The following is a 2,528-nucleotide window of genomic DNA, read 5'->3' as shown; positions in this document are numbered from 1 at the left end:
GAATTCTGAGTCGACAAATGGCAGAAATCCCCCTTTCAGTGCGGGAAAAGCAGAAGGACATGCCCCTGATGAGATATCTGACCGGAAAGATGCTGCTCGCATCCGCCCTGATCCTCGCCGCCTGCGGCGCCGAAGCACCGCCACCCGCCCCGACCGAACTGCCCCCGCCGGACGCCGCCGCGATCCAGGCGCACATGGCCTATCTCGCCTCCGATGAGCTTGAAGGCCGCGAGGCCGGCACGCCGGGCTATGACACCGCCGCCGCCTATGTCGCCGAGCGTTTTGCCGACATCGGTTTGATACCCGCCGGCGATGACGGCAGCTTTTATCAGGATATTCCATTCCTGCGCTCCGTGCGCGCCACAGACGGCCGTATCCTCGAAGTGACGACGACGGACGGAACACCCATTCCGTTTACGGAGAATGTCGATTTCGCCATGGGCGGTTCGCTGCGCGGCGAAGCCGCCGACGTGACCGGCGAAGCTGTCTTCGTCGGCTTCGGCGTCGTCGCGCCGGACCTTGGCCGCGATGATTTCGCCGGGCTCGACCTCGAAGGCAAGGTCGCCTTCATGCTCTCCGGCACCCCCAAAGGTATCCAGACCGAGGAGCGCGCCTATTACGGCACCCGCAAGATGCCGAATGCTTCCGAGCGCGGCGCCATCGCCGTCATCCAGCTGGAAACACCCACCTCGCGCGGCATCTATCCCTTCGAACGCCTCATCCGTGAAGGCCGGCTGGATTCCGCCGCGATGACCTGGATCGGCCCCGATGGCACCCCCTTCAGCCGTGCGCCCAACATCGAGGGCGGCGCTACCGTGCGCATGGAAAGCGCCGCCAGACTGTTTGAAAACGCCCCTGTCAGCTGGGAGGCCCTCCTTGAAGCGGCCGAATCCGAAGGCGGCGCAATGACCGGCTTCGACCTGCCGCTCACAGTCCGGATCGCGCAGCGCTCCGAGCATGATCTCGTCAACTCCGCCAATGTCATCGGCATGATCGAGGGCACGGACGCGGCGCTCAAAAATGAAGTGATCGTGCTCACCGCCCACCTCGACCATATCGGCATCAGCCGGACCATCGAAGGCGAGCAGATCAACAATGGCGCGCTCGACAATGCCAGCGGCATCGCGACGATGCTGGACGCGGCCCGGATGCTCAAGAACGGCCCGCCGCTTCGCCGCTCGGTAATGTTCATCGCGCTCACGGCTGAAGAAAAAGGCCTGCTCGGCGCGCAGTATTTCGCCGAGAACCCGACCGTCGCCCGTGAGCGCCTGGTCGCCAACGTCAATCTCGATATGCCGATCCTGACCTATCCCTTCACCGATCTCGTCGTGTTCGGCGGCCAGCGGTCCACAATCATCGAAGCCGTCGAAGTCGCCGCCGGCCAGATGGACATCAAGCTGAGCCCGGACCCGGTGCCGGACCAGGGCCTGTTCACCCGGTCTGACCATTTCCGCTTCGTCGAGGCTGGCATTCCGTCGGTCTATCTCATCCCCGGCTGGGAGAATGGCGGCGCCGAAGAGTTCGCCCGTCACATGACAACGAACTACCACCGCCCGACCGATGACATGAACAACACCATCGATTTCGACGCAGCCGCCCGCTTCGCCGAAGTGAAGGCCCGGCTGACGCTGGAACTCGCCACCAAAGACGCCCGCCCCCTCTGGCGCCAGGGCGATTTCTTCGCCCGCCAGTTCGACGGACCGATGGAGCCCTGAGATAACAGCGGGTTGAAGCGAGTTTCCCCAGCGTACCGGATAGACGCCGGGCGCAGTCCGGTTAGGTTCCGGCCACAGATCAGACTGGCCCTTGTGGCCGGAACCGCCGGAGAATATTCGCTCATGCATCCCTGCCATCACGCCAAGACCCATCCCGACAAGCCCGCCATCATCATGTCCGGCTCGGGCGAGACGATCAGCTTCCGCCAGCTCGACGAACGGTCGAACCAGATCGCCCATGCGCTGCGCGCCGCTGGCTGCCAGCCCGGTGACACGATTGCGATCTTCGCGGAGAACTCGCCGCGCTATTTCGAGATCTGCTGGGCCGCGCAGCGCTCCGGCCTCTACTATGTCTGCATCTCCTCGCGCCTGACGACGCCGGAGATGACCTACATCCTCGAAGACTCCGGTTCGAAACTGCTGATTGCCGGAGCGAGCAAGGGCGCAATCGCCAGGGAAGTCGCCGCCGCCACAAAGCTTGCAGGCGCCTGGGCCATCGACGGTGCCATCGACGGCTTCACCGACATGGCCGCGCACATTGCCGGCTTCCCGGTCACGCCCATCGCCGACGAGATGGCTGGAACCGATATGCTCTATTCCTCCGGCACGACCGGCCGCCCCAAGGGCATCCGCCCGCCGCTGGAGCGCGGACTGCCGATCGACGCCGACAATATCCTGCTGCAGATCGCCAAGATGATGTCCGGCGCCAATGAGGCGTCGGTCTACCTCTCGCCCGCCCCGCTCTATCATGCCGCGCCGCTGCGCTGGTGCATGACCTTCACCCGGCTCGGCTCAACCCTGGTGGTGATGGAG

Annotated in this window: 2 protein-coding genes; both read left to right on the top strand. The window is 64.5% G+C overall.

The features are described from left to right. Nucleotides 1-1,715, top strand: a 1,715-nt coding sequence (locus ACK4SV_RS16765) for a M28 family metallopeptidase (protein WP_409918988.1), incomplete at its 5' end; no start/stop codon positions are given. A 123-nt stretch (nucleotides 1,716-1,838) separates the two neighbouring features. Further along, a partial coding sequence (locus tag ACK4SV_RS16760) for an AMP-binding protein (RefSeq protein WP_409918987.1) occupies nucleotides 1,839-2,528 on the top strand: 690 nt, incomplete at its 3' end.

Source organism: Hyphomonas sp. (assembly GCF_046313735.1).
Taxonomy (GTDB): Bacteria; Pseudomonadota; Alphaproteobacteria; order Caulobacterales; family Hyphomonadaceae; genus Hyphomonas.
The sequence above is the reverse complement of the archived record's forward strand: the minus strand, read 5'-3'. Positions and strand labels throughout refer to the sequence as shown.